Genomic DNA, 15,451 nt, shown 5'->3' with positions numbered 1-15,451 from the left:
TGACGCCTGACGGCGGCTTGCGTATGCTGCTGCTTTGTCTCGACAGCTTGCGCTGGTCAGCGGTCGGGCTTGCCGACGCCTCACCTACAGGATGCTTTCAGATCATGTTCTCGCGCCGTGCTTCCTCTGTCGAGCCACCGCCTGCTGCGGCGGTGGCTTCGAATGCCCAGAATCCCGCCAGTGGCCTGGAGAAGGTCTGGGCGCGCATGATTCGGCTGACGGCTGGCCCGCTGCTGCTGGCGGAGCTGGCGGTGGCGTTGAGCTTTCTGGTCGGGGCCGCCGTGGTCTGGGACAGCACGCAGCATGCTGCCGTCGATACCGCGCTGGGGGAGCTCAGGCAGGAGCATGCGCTGGCCACGGCGCTGGTCAGCGAGCGCCTGGAAACCCAGCAGCGTCGCCTGCAGATTCTGGCGCGCTACGCACGGCGCCATCTCGACTTCGGGGCCAACGGGAGCAGCGCCTATGACGATGGCCTGGACCAGTTCTCGCTCACCGAGCAGGGCCAGCTGTTCAGACCGGTATCGCGTGGGGGAGCCGCACTCTACGGCGAATTCGCAGGGCCGTTGAGCGATGAGGATCGTGACGCCGGGCGGCGACTGATGCATATGCAGTGGCTGCTGTCGGACCTCTACTCGTCGGACCCCCTGATCTCACGCCTGTTCGTGAGCCTCGATAACAGCATGGTCATGCTCTATCCCTGGTTCAACGTGCTGGACGCCTTCGTGCCGGGTAGCGATTTCATGCCCTACACCGGGGTGCTGCCGGACACCGTGCGTCAGCTTGCCGAGAACACCGACAATGGTGCGGCGCGCGTGGTCTGGCTACCGCCGCATCCGGGGCCTGCCGGTCTGCCGCAGATCACGGCGCTGGCGGAGGTCTCTCTCAGCAATGGCCAGAAGGCGCGTGTCGGGCTGGATCTCGCGCTGCCGCAGATGGAGGCGCGCCTGCTGCTGCCGGGGCATGCCCCCTCGGACGCCTTCTGGCTGGTCGATGACCACCTGAACGTCTGGGCGGCCAGCAGCAATGTCGGCGACGGCCATTCCCAGGAGCTGCCCGTGGATATCGCCCGCGCGATGGATACCAGCCTGCGCGGTGCCACGCTGGATGACCCGCACGGGACTCAGGTGGTGGTGTGGGACAGCTTGCCGGTCACTGGTTGGCGCCTGGTGTCCAGCACGCGACTCGAGGTGCCCGGTCAGGTGCCGCTGCTGACCCTGTTGCTGGGCAGTGGTGGCGCGCTGCTGCTGGTGTTTGCCGTCGTCATGCTCATCTTGCAATGGCGCCTCAGGCGCATGGACCAGCGCCTGGGGCAGCCCTTGGAGTGGTTGGCGCGCCAGAGCGAGCGTATCGAGAACGGTGAGGTGATGGAGGAGTACCCGCCGGTGGGGCGGCAGGCCTATCCGGCGGATGACATCCTGCGTCGCCATCGTGGGGCCGTGGCCTTGCTGCGTCGTGGTCGCGGCCATGAGCTGGATGCCTTGCCGCTGCCGGCCTTCGTGATGCGTCATGGGCTGTTGGCGATGGCCAACCCGGCCTTCGAGAAGCTGTTCGGGCTGGTATTGCATGAGGCGCTGGGCCGGTCGGTGGGCAGCTTGCTGATGCTGGAGCCCAACCCCAGCGTGCCCAGCAGTCGTGAACTCCGGGTACATGACGCCGAGGGGCGCATGCGGCGCATGCGCCTGGAACTGTGTCGCTTCAACAATGACCCGGCGCAGGTGCTCGGCGTGATGATCGATGAGTCAGAGCACGATCAGGCCAGCCAGCAGTTGCTGGTCGCGCGTGACCGTGCCCGCGAAGAGGCGCGTCTGAAGAGTGATTATCTGGACATGCTGCACGCTGAGCTGACGCCGCCGCTGCAAGGCCTGGTGCGCAAGCTTGGTCAGCTCAGGCGTGAGCGTCATATCGAGGATGCCGAGCTCAGCCTGCTGCAGGGCCGCCTCGACAGCGTGGCGCAACTGCTGGACGCCCTGACCGAGCGCGAGGAAGTGGTACGGACGCCGCTGGAAGAGAATGACTTCTCGCCGACCGAGACGCTGGGGGCGCTGCTCGAGGACATGCAGCAGCGCCATCATGATGTCGGTTGCCCCTTCGAGTGGCAGCTGGGACCGATGCCGGAGGCATTGCGCGGTGATGTGCGCCGCCTCGCGCAGCTGTTCGAGCATCTGGCGGAAGGCTGCATGCGCCACGAAAGCGCCAGTCATCATTCTCTGCTGCTTGAGCTGCAGCAAGCCTGTGAGCTGCCGGCCTGTCGCGATGCGGCGTTCTCTGCAGAGGGCTCAGACGACGAGGGCGCTGGCTGTTGCTGCCTGCGACTCGAGCTGCGTGGGCATGTCGGGCTCGATATCGGTCATCAATCGCCCTCGAGCCTTGTCATGGCGCGGCGCTTGATCGACGAGCTGGGCGGCAGCTATCGCCAGATCAACCTGGACGATGAGCAGGCGCTGGAAATCCTGCTGCCGATGACATGGCCGGGCAAGCCGACCGAAACCCGCATTCTGGTGGTGGATGACGGGCCGGTGAATGCGATGCTGGCGCGCACGGTGCTCGGTCGTCAGGGGTTGTTGGTCGATACCGCCAGCAGCGGCGAAGAGGCGCTGGCCGCACGTGGACAGCATTTCTACGCGCTGGTGTTCATGGATATCTTCATGCCCGGCATGGATGGCGTCAGTGTCAGCCAGCGCTGGCGCGAGCAGGAAGCCGCCGCCGGCAGTGAGCGGCGCAGTGTCATCATCGCGCTGACCGCCAATGCCAGTGAGGCCGATCGCGAGCGCTTCTTCGCCGCCGGGCTGGATGATTATCTGGGCAAGCCCTACCGCCCTCAGGCGCTGATCGACAAGGTCAGCATGTGGCTGCCTGACGTGACGCTGACGCCACGCACGTCTGGCAGCGGCGAAGGTCCAGTATCAACTGACGGCTGACGGTCATGGCGCTGGGAGGCCCGGGCCACTCTCGGCGGACAGTCACCCCAATGCAGCATGAAAGGAGTCGGGTATGTGGTGGTGGTATCCCTTGTTGGGCGCAGTCGCCGGCATGATTGCGGGGTTGTTCGGGATCGGCGGAGGGCTTGTCATAGTGCCGGTGCTGGCCGCGGCCTTCGTGCTGCAAGGCGTCGCGCCGGAGGTGTTGATGCATCTTGCGATCGGCACCTCGCTGGCCACCATCGTGGTGACCTCGCTGTCGTCGGCGCGGGCGCATCATGAGCGCGGTGCGGTGCGCCTCGATTGGCTAAAACGCCTGTTGCCGGGGCTGGTGGTCGGCACCGGGCTGGGTGTGGTGCTGGCCAGTGAACTGAGCGGCGAGACGCTCAAGCTGGCGTTCGGCGTCTTCGTGCTGCTGGTGGCGGCCAAGCTCGGGCTGGATCTCAAGGTGGGCCAGATGGCCCAGGCGCCCGGGCGGGTCGGTCAGTTCGTGGGCGGCAGTACCGTCGGCGTGATTTCCTCGCTGTTCGGCATCGGTGGCGGCACGGTGATGGTGCCGATGCTCTCCAGCTGGCAGGCGCGCATGACCGAAGCGGTGGGGACCGCCGCCGCGGCAGGCTTCCCCATCGCGCTGACCGCCGCACTGACCAACATCGTGGTCGGCTGGCATGCCCCCAATCTGCCGGAGCACGCCATCGGCTATGTCCATTGGGTGGCGTGGCTGGGCATCGTGCTGGCGTCCGTGCCGTTTGCGCGCCTCGGGGCGCGGCTGGCGCATGCCTTGCCGGCTCTGCTGCTCAAGCGCCTGTTCGCGCTGATTCTGGTCATCGTCGGACTGCGGTTTCTGCTGGCGTGAGCGGGAATACGCTGCCTCAGGCAGGTCGTGTTCATGCTTTGACTGTTATGCTCTGCCCGCCTGAGAGGCGATGACTGCATCGCCTAGTACGTTGGTAGAGCCCGACTTCCTCATTCAAGGTTTTCACATGTTGCAATATCCTGAGATCGACCCCGTGGCGCTGGCGCTGGGGCCCTTCAAGATTCATTGGTACGGGTTGATGTACGTGATCGGTTTCGCGGCGGCCTGGGGGCTGGCACGAGCACGTCGCGCACGCGTCGGCCTGAGTCAGGACGCGGTGGGCGACCTGATCTTCTTCGGTGCTCTGGGCGTGGTGCTGGGTGGCCGCCTGGGGTATGCGCTCTTCTATGGCTTCGACAAGCTGCTGGCGGACCCGGTGTGGATCTTCAAGGTCTGGGATGGCGGCATGAGCTTCCATGGCGGTCTGCTGGGCGTGTTGATCGCGATGCTGATGTTCGCGCGTCGCCATCAGCTGACCTTCTTCCAGCTGACCGATTTCATCGCGCCGATGGTGCCGATCGGCCTCGGCGCAGGGCGGCTGGGCAACTTCATCAATCAGGAGCTGCCGGGTCGCATCACCGATGTCTCCTGGGGCATGGTCTATCCGCTCTACGGGCCGGAACCGCGTCATCCCTCGCAGCTCTATCAGTTTGCACTGGAAGGCGTCGCGCTGTTCGCCATCCTGTGGTTCGTCTCGCGTGAACCGCGTCAGAAGGGCTTGATCTCCGGTCTGTTCCTGCTCTGCTACGGCTGTTTCCGGTTCATCACCGAATTCTTCCGTCAGCCGGACTCCCAGCTCGGCTTCATCGCCTTCGACTGGCTGACCATGGGCCAGTTGCTGTCGCTGCCGATGGTGCTGTTCGGGCTGCTGTTGATGGCCTGGTCGCGCGGTCAGGAAGTGGCGCAGCCGCCGGTACCTCGCGCCTCCTGAGGGACAATGCAGACGTGAATACAGGGGGCGATCGGTGTAAACTGGCCCCCTGCCAGATACGCAAGAACGCGGCCATCGGGCCGCGTTCTTGCGTATCTGGCAGCGTCAAATATCGTCAACTGAACGATTCGAATTCATGATGAGGCTGGTGCAGGGCGATCCACGGCACCGCTCGCCGCGCCAGCCTCTGACACGCCGTACGGACTCGCCACCATGCAACCCTATCTAGATCTGATGCGCCATGTGCTGGAAAACGGCACACAAAAGGGCGATCGCACCGGCACCGGCACCCTGAGTGTCTTCGGTCACCAGATGCGCTTTGATCTGGCCGAAGGCTTTCCGCTGGTCACGACCAAGAAGCTGCACCTGCGCTCGATCATCCACGAGCTGCTGTGGTTCTTGAAGGGTGATACCAACATCGCCTACCTGAAGGAAAACGGCGTACGTATCTGGGACGAGTGGGCCGATGAGAATGGCGACCTCGGGCCGGTATACGGTTACCAGTGGCGCAGCTGGCCGAACCCGCAAGGCGGTTCCGTCGACCAGATCAGCCAGCTGATCGAGCAGATCAAGACCAACCCGGATTCGCGCCGCCTGATGGTCTCGGCCTGGAACCCGGCGCTGGTGGACGAGATGGCGCTGCCGCCTTGTCATGCGCTGTTCCAGTTCTACGTCGCCGATGGTCGCCTGTCGTGCCAGCTCTATCAGCGCAGCGCGGACATCTTCCTCGGCGTGCCGTTCAACATCGCAAGCTATGCGCTGCTGACCCAGATGGTCGCGCAGGTTTGTGGCCTCAAGCCGGGCGAGTTCATCCATACCCTCGGCGATGCCCATCTTTACAGCAATCATCTCGAGCAGGCGCGTGAGCAGTTGACGCGTGAGCCGCTGGCGCTGCCGCAGCTGGTGTTGAATCCGGAAGTCACGGATCTGTTCGACTTCACCTTCGATGACATTGCCATCGAAGGCTATGAAGCCCATTCGCATATCAAGGCGCAGGTGGCTGTATGAGCGATAATGAATTCTCTCCGCTGACGGCGGCGGCTGACACCGTCGTGCCCGTCGCGATGATTGCCGCCATGTCGGTCAACCGCGTGATCGGCGTCGACAACCAGTTGCCGTGGTATCTGCCGGAAGACCTGAAGTTCTTCAAGCATGTCACCCAGGGCAAGCCGGTGATCATGGGACGCAAGACCTTCGCCTCCATCGGCAGGCCGCTGCCCAACCGCCTCAACATCGTGGTCACGCGTGACAGCGAGTTCAGCCACGATGGTGTGCGGGTCTGCAGTGACCTGGCCGCCGCGCTGAGCATGGCGGACCACCACGCGATGATCGAAGGCGTGGACGAGATCATGGTGATCGGTGGCGGTCAGATCTACGCCCAGGCGCTGCCGGTGGCGACGCGCCTCTATCTCACCGAGGTTGCGGTCGAGATCGAGGGCGATGCCCATTTCCCGGCGCTGGATACGAGCTGGCAGGAAGCGCAGCGCGTCCCGGGGGAGAGCGGTGAGGGCCTGCCGGCCTATGACTTCGTGCGCTTCGAGCGCCGCGACGTCTGAGCCACTGGCTGGCCGGCGTGACCTTTACAGTCAGCAGGTACTGACACAGACTGGTGCCAAACGGAACTGCCCATAGCGTGCAAGGGAGGCTCAGGCCTTGACGATGGATCGCCTCGAAGCGCTGTATTCTGCGCTTGAACATGAAGCCGACACACAGCGACAGCAGCGTGACGGAGAGCGCCAGGCCCGTGCGGCCCTGGAGTCGGAAAATGCCCGCCTGCGCGATGCGCTGGCCCAGCTGGAGCAGCAGGCAACGTCTGCAGCCACGGCAGATGCCGATGCGCATCAGCGTGCCCTGGCAGAAGCCGAGCGTGCACTGGCCGCAGAGCGTCATGAGCGTGAGCAGCTCGCTGAGCAGCTCGCGGCGGCGCGCCAGACACTGCAGGAGCAGCAGGCGCAGTTAAGCGCGGTGAATGAGGCGTTGCTGGCGCGAGATGCGCAATTGCGTGAACTGGTTGAGCAGGCTGAGCAGGCTTCTGCGCCGCAATCCTCCACGAATGCGGAGGCGGGTCTGGCAGCGCAGCAGGAGGCGCAGGCAGAACGCCTGGCCTCAGAGCGCCTGAACGTGAGTCAGCCGGCAGCTGCCGCGCAGTCAGCGACGGCTGCTGATTCGTCCGAGGCTCAGGCGCCGCAAGCTCAGGTACCGCAGGAGCAGGAAGCGCAGCAGCAGAACGAGGCCGAGCAGGGCGAGGCCCCGCAAGCACAGCAGGCTTCTCAGCCTGAGTCGGCGCCTTCTCCGCATGCGCTGCTCAAGCAGTGGTACAAGCGCTATCCGGATACCTTCTTCAAGGGCCACACCCGGCCGCTGAAGATCGGCATCCATATCGAGCTGCTGGAAAACGAGCCCTGGGATGACAAGCTGGTGCGACGCGCGCTGGCGGGTTATGTCCATCTGCCGCGGTATCTGAAGGCGGTACGGGCGGGCACGCAGCGCGTGGACCTCTCGGGTCAGTCGGTGGGTGCCGTAACGGAAGATGAGGCACGTCATGCCCGTCAGCAGCTCGATGAGCTGACGCGTCAACAGAAGGCGCGTGAAGAGCAGGCGACCGATCAGCGTATCAGCCACAAGCTCAGCGAGCTGATGACCAAGCACCGTCCTTGAGAATGTGCTGGCAGGTGGTGTGACAGCTGGTGAAGACGCTCGATCGACAATGATCGGTGCTAACAGACAAGGCCCCTGTGCGGATTCCCGCACAGGGGCCTTGTCGTTGGTGGGCGGAAATCCGCACAACTCCTCACAGATCGCCAGTGTTGGCGGAATTCGGCCCACTTGTGCGCGAGTTGTGAGTGAGCTATGCGTCTGCAACTTATTGAATTGTCTGGATTGTCTCGTCTATCTGGCGGCTGTGGCGCAATGCTCGCAGTGTCTCGGCTATCCCTGCTCGCGCCGCACCTCTGCGCGGCTTCATGTCGGAGCCGCGCAGACGGGATATCGAATGCCCTACAAGACCAACAATATCCGCAATTCAAGAGGATTCGCCATGCGCCTTATCAAGCCAGCCCTGACCGCCCTGAGTGCTGCCATCCTGTTTGCCTCAGCGACGGCCATGGCCGACCCGATCACCATCAAGTTCTCCCATGTGGTGGCGGAAAATACCCCCAAGGGCCAGATGGGCAAGAAATTCCAGCAACTGGTAGAGGAGCGTCTGGGCGACAAGGTGGAAGTCGAGCTCTACCCCAGTTCGCAGCTGTACGGGGACGACAAGGTGCTGGAAGCCATGCTGCTGGGCGATGTGCAACTGGCGGCGCCGTCATTGTCCAAGTTCCAGAAATATACCGATCAGCTGCAGGTCTTCGATCTGCCTTTCCTGTTCAAGGACATGGGCGCTGTCGAGCGCTTCCAGAGCAGCGAGACGGGCCAGTCATTGCTGACGTCGCTGGAATCCAAGGGGCTGGTGGGGCTCGGTTATCTGCATAACGGCATGAAGCAGCTGTCCGCGTCGTCGCCGCTCAAGACACCGGAGGATGCCGACGGCAAGAAATTCCGCATCATGACCTCCGATGTGCTCGAGGCCCAGTTTGACGCGGTGGATGCCGTCTCGCTGAAGAAGCCGTTCTCCGAGGTCTTCATCCTGCTGCAGACCAAGGCCATCGACGGTCAGGAGAATACCTACTCCAATATCTATTCCCAGAAGTTCTTCGAGGTGCAGCCGTACATCACCGAATCCAACCACGGCGTGCTGGATTACATGGTGGTGTCCTCGGCGCGCTTCTGGAATGGCCTGCCGGATGACGTGCGTGGTGAGGTCAAGTCGGCGCTCGATGAGGCCATCGTCTACGGCAACCAGCTCTCCGAAGCCAAGAACATGGAGGCCAGGCAGGCCATCATCGATTCCGGTCAGAGCGAGATCATCACGCTCGACGATGCCCAGCGTCAGCAGTGGGTCGACGCCATGAAGCCGGTATGGGGCGAGTTTGCCGACGACATCGGTCAGGACATCGTCGACGCCGCGGAAGCTGCCAACCAGTAAGCCATCAGGCCATCCATCACTTGCCCCATCTTGAGCGCCAGGACATCGGCGGTCTCGCGTGGGGCAAGTGTCCTTGAGCGACATGAGGATTTTTGCCATGGCACTACGATGGCTTCACAAGGCAGAAGAGACGCTGTTCTCGCTGCTGCTGGTAGCGATGGTGCTGCTGGTCTTCGTCGAGGTGGTGTTGCGCTTCGTCTTCAATACCGGCATCAGCTGGTCACAGGAAGCCACGCTGTATCTGGCGGGCTGGTTCGTGCTGGTCGGCGTGTCCTGGGGCGTCAAGCAGGGCGCACACATCGGCGTGGATGTTGTGGTCAAGATGCTGCCGATGCTCTGGCAGCGCGTGGCGACCTTGCTGGCGCTGGCGATCTGCATGGCGTACTGCGTGATGCTGCTGGTCGGCAGCTATGAATATCTCTCGCTGATGAAGATGATCGGCATCGAGCTTGAGGACATCGCGATTCCCAAGTGGTACGCCCTCACCATTCTGCCCATTGCCATGTTGCTGCTGATGCTGCGCTTTGCGGTACTGGGCTGGAAGGTGATTCGTGGCGATGCCAGTGGCTTCGGCTTTCATGACGAAGGCGAGGACAGCATGCATCTGGTGCAGTCGGATGAGCCGGATGGCCGAGACAACGGCGATGCTGACCGTGACAGTGATCAGGGAACACCACGATGACCATAGCCACTCTGTTTGCGCTGCTGTTCGGCGGCATCTTTCTCGGCATGCCGATCGCCTTTGCGCTGGGCTTCTCGAGTGTCACCACGATCCTGCTGTTTTCCAGTGATTCACTGGGGTCGGTGGCGATCAAGCTGTTCGAAGCCCTGTCACATCACTACACCCTGCTGGCGATCCCGTTCTTCATTCTCTCCAGCACCTTTCTCTCGACCGGTGGCGTGGCACGCCGCCTGATCACCTTCGCCACCGATGCCATCGGCCACGTGCGCGGTGGGCTGGCGATGGCCTCCGTATTGGCATGCATGCTGTTTGCCGCCGTGTCCGGCTCCTCTCCGGCCACGGTGGCGGCGATCGGCTCCATCGTGATCGCGGGCATGGTGCGCCAGGGCTATACCGAGTCCTTCGCGGCGGGCGTGATCACCAATGCCGGGACACTGGGCATCCTGATTCCGCCGTCCATCGTGATGCTGGTGTATTCCGCCGCCACGGAAGTCTCGGCGGCCAAGATGTTCATGGCTGGTCTGATTCCGGGACTTCTGATGGGTGGTATTTTGATGGTCGCCATCTATATCGCGGCGCGGATCAAGAAGTTGCCAGCACAGCCTTTCCCCGGCGTACGGGTGCTTGCGCGCTCCGGCCTGATCGCCATGGGCGGCCTGATGTTGATCTTCATCGTGCTGGGGTCGATCTATGGCGGCGTGGCCAGCCCCACCGAAGCCGCGGCCGTGGCCACGGTGTATGCCTGGTTCATCGCCGTGGTGGGCTATCGCGACATGGGGCCGTTGAAGAACGTGCCGTGGCGCAAGGGCAACGAAGCCTGGGGGAGAGCGGGGTTGCGCGCGCTGTGGCAGGTGCCTGCCGGGCTTCTGGGGTCCTTCACCGATCAGGAGGTCAAGAAGGTGGTACTGGATGGCGCGCGCGTCTCGATGATGCTGTTGTTCATCATCGCCAACGCGATGCTGTTCGCGCATGTACTGACCACGGAGCGCATTCCGCACACCATCGCCGAAACCATCATCGGCTGGGGACTGCCGGCGTGGGGCTTCCTGATCGTGATGAATCTGCTGCTGCTGGCGGCGGGCAACTTCATGGAGCCCTCGGCCATCCTGCTGATCATGGCGCCGATCCTGTTCCCCATCGCGACGCAGCTGGGGATCGACCCGATCCATCTCGGCATCATCATGGTGGTCAACATGGAGATCGGCATGCTGACACCCCCCGTGGGGCTGAATCTCTTCGTGACGGCGGGGATCACCGGCAAGCCGATGACCTGGGTCATTCGGGCAGCATTGCCGTGGCTGTCGCTGTTGCTGCTGTTCCTGGTGTTGATCACCTATGTGCCGGCTATCTCGCTGTTCCTGCCCAACTGGTTGAGCAGTTGAGGATCACTGCCTGCTGACAAGGTGCAATGGAAAGATTGATTGATGATGACAGAGCTTGATGACAGGGCTTGATGACAGAGCTTTATGACAGTGAGTGCGACTGGGCTTGTTGACTGCATTTGATGACCAAGCCTGGTGACCGATCTTGATAGCAGGCTCATGAATGAATCATTGGCACAGGGACGGTGCCTTTCATGAAGATAAAGCTGAGAGGAAACCACAACTTGGCATCAGACAAGCACAGTAGTTGACGGGTATTTGTTCTGCGACTTTTGTCGCAAACGATGTTTTTCCACAATGAATCCGGGATTAACGCTCAGCGATGCGCTCGGTGATGCAGGAATCCGCGTCAAGACGCATGGTTGTCATGAATCCTTCATTCTTGAGCCCTAGAGTATGCTCACGCCAGACAACCGACCGATGTATAGGTTCAGGAGTGGTGATCGAAAACAGTGTTTTTTTCTGTTGCACATCCTGAAAGCCCGGTATATGGTTTCCCTGCGAGCATTGGATAATAACTAGGCCACAGAGTTTTAGAGGCGTCATCAAGCGCCCGGAACCTTGGTCACTGCCACCGGCAGACACGATCGAACAGTTAACGCTAGTTAAGGAACTATCGCGATGAAAAAGACACTTCTGGCTACTGCCATCGCCGGCGCTGCTGCCCTGGCTGCTACTTCTGCTTCCGCTGCTACTGTCTACAACCAGGACGGTACCAAGCTGGACATCTACGGTAACGTACAGATTGTTTACACCTACATTGATAAACTGGGTGGCGATCCGGATAGCGATCTGACTGACAACGGCTCTACCTTCGGTGCCAAGGGCGAGCACAAGATCAACGACGATATCGTGGGCTACTTCAAGGCCGAGTGGGAATACGACGCTGACGAAGCCAAGGGCAGTGGCGGTCTCGACACTGGTGACCAGGCCTACGTCGGTGCCAAGGGCTCCTTCGGTGATGCGCGTATCGGTTCCTGGGATCCGCTGATGGATGACTGGATCCAGGATCCGATCACCAACAACGAATATTTCGATCTGAGCGACTCCGGCACCGCATTGACAGCCGCTGATGACGACAGCACCCTGCGTGAAGGTGACAAGCTGCAGTACATGTCTCCGACCATGGGCGGCCTGCAGTTCGCCGTTGGTGCCAACTTCAATGGAGAAGGCTCCTACAGCGATAATGAGGATGATGGTGTAGAGGGAGTTCGTGACGAAGCAGATTCGGGTAATATCAGCGGCTCCGATCAGACATCCTTCTTCGCGGGTGCCAAGTACACCGTCGGCGGTTTCTCCGTCGCTGCCGTGTACGACAACCTGGATCAGTACGAAGGTAACAGCGTCGATGGCGATGACGTGGGCGACCAGTATGGTCTGACCGCACAGTACACTGTTGATGCACTGCGTGTTGCAGTCAAGGCCGAGCGTTTTGCTGGTGAAGAAGACGATACCGACGTTGACTTCTATGCCCTCGGTGCGCGCTACGGCTACGGTATGGGCGATGTCTATGGTGCCTATCAGTATGTCGATGCTGAAGATCAGTCCAACTACGCTACCAAGTATGGCGATGACAGCTTCAATGAATTCAACCTGGGTGTGACTTACAACATCTCTTCCGCGATGTACACCTATGTCGAATATCGTCAGCTGGATCGTGCTGGCGACGCCGGTGACGGCGCTGCAGTCGGCATCTACTACGGCTTCTAAGACGCCTTCAATCGTCTAGCAAGCTAACGAAAGCCGGCCCTTCGGGGCCGGCTTTTTTTACGTCTGTCACTTCCGTGATGACTGACTCCCTGTCCGATGAAGGGAGGGTGGCCAGTGCACAAGCATTAGCGTCATGGTCACGAAAAAGCCCCTTTGATCTGATGATCAAAGGGGCTTTTATCATGCGCCTCTCAGGGAAATGATAGCGCTGGCGGATAACCGGTCAGCGCAATTATCCGGTCATCATTTCATGGCGTCGAGGTCTTCACGCTTGGGCAGTGCGGCATAGGCACCCGGACGAGTTACGGCGAAGGCGCCGCAGGCCGCAGCACGCTCCAGTGCGGCGTTGAGATGGCTCTCGTCTTCGCACCAGTCGCTCAGGTTGTCGGCATTGATGCCGGCTTCGCTGAGGGCTGACAGGAAGCCCCCGATGAAGGCGTCGCCACCGGCCGTGGTATCGACCGCCTTGACGGTGGGCGGCGTGATGCTGACGGTCTCGATGTCGCCGCTCTGCTTGCGCACCAGGGCACGGATCACGCCCGGGCCATCGGTGAGCACGATCAGGCGCACACCGGCCTTCAGGCGCGCTTCGAGCCAGTCGGTCTGCGGCTGACTGCCGGTCAGGGCCTCGACCTCTTCCTGGGACAGCTTGAGGATGTCGGCGTTGTCGAGCAGGCGCGTGACCAGGGTCACATCGACCTGCTGGTTCGGCCACAGGTTGTGACGCAGATTGGCATCCACGCTGACCAGCGAGCCTGCAGCACGTGCGCGTGACGCCAGCACGAAGCTGGTGTCCGCGATGCCGGCGTCGGTCAGGCTGTTGCTGCACAGGTGGAAGATGGCGGGAGTCGCGAACAGCTCAGGCCCGGCGTGCTCCGGACGGAACAGCAGGTCAGCGGCCGGCGGACGATAGAAGTCGAAGCGGCGTTCACCCTCTTCATCGCGAGACACGAAGGCGAGTGCGGTGCGTGCATGGCTGGTGCGCTTGACGTGATCCATTTGCACGCCATGAGCACTCAGTTCGTCGTGCAGGAAGTCACCGAAGCTGTCCTGACCCAGCATGCCGACGAAGTGACTCGGCAGGCCGAGGCGGGCACAGGCAACCGCGACGTTGGCCGGTGCGCCGCCCGCGTAGGGCGTGAAGGTTTCCTGCTCGACGGCCTGGCCGCCGAGCTTGTTGGAGAGCATGTCGACGAGCGCTTCGCCGAACGCGATTACCGGAGTCATCAGGAGGAGGTTTCCTTGCGGGTGGTCGTCGTGGAGCCTTTGGCTTTCTTGCCCGGCTTGTCGTTGCTGTCATCCGCCTGGGTGGCGCCACCGGCAGGGAAGTGCTCGCGGACCAGTGCCAGCAAGCCCTGGGTGGACGGATCGAAGGCCTTCACGTCGGTATCGATACGCGCGCTGATTTCCCCGGCGATGCGCTTGCCGAGCTGCACGCCCCACTGGTCGAAGGAGTTGATGTTCCAGATCACGCCCTGCACGAAGACCTTGTGCTCGTAGAGGGCGATCAGTGCGCCGAGATTGCGCGGGGTCATCTCATCCAGCAGCAGGGTGCTCGACGGGCGGTTGCCCGGGCAATTGTAGTGGGGATCGAGGTTGCTGCCATCCTGGCTGCCTTCCATGAAGGCGTTGGCCTGCGCCAGCATGTTGGTGATCAGCGCGAAGTGGTGCTCTTCGGTACCCGGCTCCGGCTTCAGCGAGGCGATGAAGTCGATGGGCACGTAGCGCGTGCCCTGGTGCAGCAGCTGGAAGAAGGCATGCTGGCCGTTGGAGCCGGTCTCGCCCCACACGATCGGGCCGGTCTTGTAGTCCACCGGACGGCCAAAGATGTCGACTGACTTGCCGTTGGATTCCATGTCCAGCTGCTGCAGGAAGGCGGGCAGCTGATGCAGGGCCTGGTCGTAGGGCACGATGGCCTGGGTCTCGGCGCCCATGAAGTTGATGTACCAGATGCCGATCAGCGCCATCAGGACCGGCATGTTCTCGGCCATCGGCGCATTGATGAAGTGCTGGTCCATCTCATGGGCGCCTTCCAGCAGCTCCATGAAGCCTTCATAGCCGATGGACAGGGCGATGGGCAGGCCGATGGAAGACCACATGGAGTAGCGACCGCCAACCCAGGCCCAGAACTCGAAGACGTTCTCTTCGCGAATGCCGAATTCCTTGGCCGCCTTGCGGTTGGTGGAAGCCGCGACGAAGTGGGCACCGACGTCGGCATCCTGACCGGCGTGCTCCAGGAACCAGCGGCGCGCCGTCTTGGCATTGAGCAGGGTTTCCTGGGTGGAGAAGGTCTTGGTGGAGACGATGAACAGCGTGGTGGCCGGATCCAGGCGCTTGAGCACCTTCTGGATGTGGTTGCCATCGACGTTGGAGACGAAGTGGAAATTGATTTCCGGGTGGCGATGCTTGAGCAGCGCACGGCAGGCCATGTTGGGGCCCAGATCAGAGCCGCCGATGCCGATGTTGACCACGTCGCGAATCCGCTGGCCGTCGAAGCCTTTCCACTCACCGCTGCGCACGGCTTCCGAGAAGGCGCGGATCTGCTCGCGCGTCTTGTGGATTTCCGGCATCACGTCCTTGCCATCGACGATGACCGGCGTGTTGGTCTGGCTGCGCAGTGCGGTGTGCAGTACCGGACGATTCTCGGTGACGTTGATGATGTCGCCGGAGAACATCTGCGCGCGACGTTGAACGAGTGCAGAGTGCTCAGCGAGTTCGACCAGCGCCTCCATCACCTCATCGGAGATGTGGTGCTTGGAGTAGTCGAGAAACAGGCCGCCGACGCGCAGGCTCATCTTCTCGAAGCGCTTGGGATCCGCCGCGAAGTAATCGCGGATGCGGTCGTTGCGGGTCACCTCGCCCAGCCGGGTCAGCGCCTGCCAGGAAACACTACGGGTCAATTGCAGCATGGAAGTGTCCATCGTATGGGTTGTTGAAGTTCATCG

The 15,451-nt window shown here is 62.0% G+C and carries 12 protein-coding genes; 10 read left to right on the top strand and 2 right to left on the bottom strand.

Annotation, left to right across the window (positions count from 1 at the left end):
• Positions 1–104: 104 nt before the first annotated feature.
• The 10 genes from R2R70_RS08690 (at position 105) to R2R70_RS08645 (ending at position 12,506) form a co-directional block, all read left to right on the top strand.
• The gene (locus tag R2R70_RS08690; protein WP_410977823.1) at positions 105–2,918 is read left to right on the top strand and encodes a response regulator; all 2,814 of its coding nucleotides are present in this window, start codon (positions 105–107) and stop codon (positions 2,916–2,918) included.
• A gap of 73 nt (positions 2,919–2,991) precedes the next feature.
• Complete coding sequence (locus R2R70_RS08685; protein ID WP_054555579.1) at positions 2,992–3,774, top strand: sulfite exporter TauE/SafE family protein; 783 nt, start codon at positions 2,992–2,994, stop codon at positions 3,772–3,774.
• Positions 3,775–3,901: 127 nt separating this feature from the next.
• Positions 3,902–4,705 (top strand): prolipoprotein diacylglyceryl transferase, encoded by an 804-nt coding sequence (lgt, locus tag R2R70_RS08680; RefSeq protein ID WP_054555578.1) that lies wholly within the window; start codon positions 3,902–3,904, stop codon positions 4,703–4,705.
• 213 nt (positions 4,706–4,918) lie between these two features.
• On the top strand, positions 4,919–5,713 hold the full coding sequence (locus R2R70_RS08675; protein WP_410977822.1) for a thymidylate synthase: 795 nt from the start codon (positions 4,919–4,921) through the stop codon (positions 5,711–5,713).
• A complete protein-coding gene (locus tag R2R70_RS08670) occupies positions 5,710–6,261 on the top strand; it encodes a dihydrofolate reductase (protein ID WP_410977821.1) in 552 nt (183 codons plus the stop codon). The genes R2R70_RS08675 and R2R70_RS08670 overlap by 4 nt, the downstream gene beginning before the upstream one ends.
• Before the next feature lie 103 nt (positions 6,262–6,364).
• Positions 6,365–7,363 carry a ProQ/FINO family protein gene (locus R2R70_RS08665; protein WP_410977885.1) on the top strand — a complete coding sequence of 333 codons (999 nt, stop codon included), beginning with the start codon at positions 6,365–6,367 and terminating at the stop codon, positions 7,361–7,363.
• A 379-nt stretch (positions 7,364–7,742) separates the two neighbouring features.
• Positions 7,743–8,732 carry a TRAP transporter substrate-binding protein gene (locus tag R2R70_RS08660; protein ID WP_131432576.1) on the top strand — a complete coding sequence of 330 codons (990 nt, stop codon included), beginning with the start codon at positions 7,743–7,745 and terminating at the stop codon, positions 8,730–8,732.
• A gap of 97 nt (positions 8,733–8,829) precedes the next feature.
• Positions 8,830–9,414 carry a TRAP transporter small permease gene (locus R2R70_RS08655; protein WP_410977820.1) on the top strand — a complete coding sequence of 195 codons (585 nt, stop codon included), beginning with the start codon at positions 8,830–8,832 and terminating at the stop codon, positions 9,412–9,414.
• Positions 9,411–10,796 (top strand): TRAP transporter large permease, encoded by a 1,386-nt coding sequence (locus tag R2R70_RS08650; protein ID WP_410977819.1) that lies wholly within the window; start codon positions 9,411–9,413, stop codon positions 10,794–10,796. The genes R2R70_RS08655 and R2R70_RS08650 overlap by 4 nt, the downstream gene beginning before the upstream one ends.
• A 621-nt stretch (positions 10,797–11,417) precedes the next feature.
• Positions 11,418–12,506, top strand: a complete 1,089-nt coding sequence (locus tag R2R70_RS08645; protein ID WP_410977818.1) for a porin — start codon at positions 11,418–11,420, stop codon at positions 12,504–12,506.
• Between the two features lie 243 nt (positions 12,507–12,749).
• Here R2R70_RS08645 and R2R70_RS08640 read toward each other — a convergent pair whose 3' ends face one another.
• Together R2R70_RS08640 and pgi are read right to left on the bottom strand one after the other, a co-directional pair.
• Positions 12,750–13,733: a carbohydrate kinase family protein gene (locus tag R2R70_RS08640; RefSeq protein ID WP_054555573.1), complete on the bottom strand. Its 984-nt coding sequence runs from the start codon at positions 13,731–13,733 to the stop codon at positions 12,750–12,752.
• Positions 13,733–15,415, bottom strand: coding sequence for a glucose-6-phosphate isomerase (gene pgi, locus R2R70_RS08635; protein ID WP_054555572.1), 1,683 nt, complete (start codon positions 15,413–15,415; stop codon positions 13,733–13,735). Before pgi ends, R2R70_RS08640 begins: the two co-directional genes overlap by 1 nt.
• Between the last annotated feature and the right edge of the window lie 36 nt (positions 15,416–15,451).

The sequence above is a fragment of the Cobetia sp. SIMBA_158 genome (assembly GCF_046566945.1).
GTDB classification, from domain to species: Bacteria; Pseudomonadota; Gammaproteobacteria; order Pseudomonadales; family Halomonadaceae; genus Cobetia; species Cobetia amphilecti.
This window is presented reverse-complemented; position numbering and strand designations above follow the sequence as displayed.

Coding starts and splice junctions, on each gene's coding strand:
- R2R70_RS08690 (WP_410977823.1), top strand. CDS start 105: ATGTTCTCGCGCCGTGCTTCCTCTGTCGAGCCACCGCCTGCTGCGGCG.
- R2R70_RS08685 (WP_054555579.1), top strand. CDS start 2,992: ATGTGGTGGTGGTATCCCTTGTTGGGCGCAGTCGCCGGCATGATTGCG.
- lgt (WP_054555578.1), top strand. CDS start 3,902: ATGTTGCAATATCCTGAGATCGACCCCGTGGCGCTGGCGCTGGGGCCC.
- R2R70_RS08675 (WP_410977822.1), top strand. CDS start 4,919: ATGCAACCCTATCTAGATCTGATGCGCCATGTGCTGGAAAACGGCACA.
- R2R70_RS08670 (WP_410977821.1), top strand. CDS start 5,710: ATGAGCGATAATGAATTCTCTCCGCTGACGGCGGCGGCTGACACCGTC.
- R2R70_RS08665 (WP_410977885.1), top strand. CDS start 6,365: ATGGATCGCCTCGAAGCGCTGTATTCTGCGCTTGAACATGAAGCCGAC.
- R2R70_RS08660 (WP_131432576.1), top strand. CDS start 7,743: ATGCGCCTTATCAAGCCAGCCCTGACCGCCCTGAGTGCTGCCATCCTG.
- R2R70_RS08655 (WP_410977820.1), top strand. CDS start 8,830: ATGGCACTACGATGGCTTCACAAGGCAGAAGAGACGCTGTTCTCGCTG.
- R2R70_RS08650 (WP_410977819.1), top strand. CDS start 9,411: ATGACCATAGCCACTCTGTTTGCGCTGCTGTTCGGCGGCATCTTTCTC.
- R2R70_RS08645 (WP_410977818.1), top strand. CDS start 11,418: ATGAAAAAGACACTTCTGGCTACTGCCATCGCCGGCGCTGCTGCCCTG.
- R2R70_RS08640 (WP_054555573.1), bottom strand. CDS start 13,733: ATGACTCCGGTAATCGCGTTCGGCGAAGCGCTCGTCGACATGCTCTCC.
- pgi (WP_054555572.1), bottom strand. CDS start 15,415: ATGCTGCAATTGACCCGTAGTGTTTCCTGGCAGGCGCTGACCCGGCTG.